General features: G+C 73.4%; 1 protein-coding gene. It reads right to left on the reverse strand.

The features are described 5' to 3' along the window. Positions 1–237: hypothetical protein (locus ACQG3P_RS23295; protein ID WP_426806366.1), on the reverse strand; the 237-nt coding region annotated here is incomplete at both ends.

Raw genomic sequence — 237 nt, forward strand, 5'->3', positions numbered from 1 at the left:
TGTCGTACCGGCGCGTGCGCGTCGCGTGCTGCAGCCGGAACACCGTGTCGGGGTTGAAGAGGTGCGGCGAGCCGTCGCGGCGCCACTGGTACTCGCCGCCGGTCCAGAGCCGCTCGTGCGCGCGCACCGCGGCGTCCTCCGGGTACGCGTACGCGTGCCGCGCCGAGTTCTCGGCGGCGATGACGTCGAGGCCGACGCCGCCGAGCTTCGACTCGGTGCCGGTGACGTACTTCGCGA

Source organism: Stenotrophomonas sp. SrG, from assembly GCF_050031795.1.
GTDB lineage: Bacteria > Pseudomonadota > Gammaproteobacteria > Xanthomonadales > Xanthomonadaceae > Stenotrophomonas > Stenotrophomonas rhizophila_A.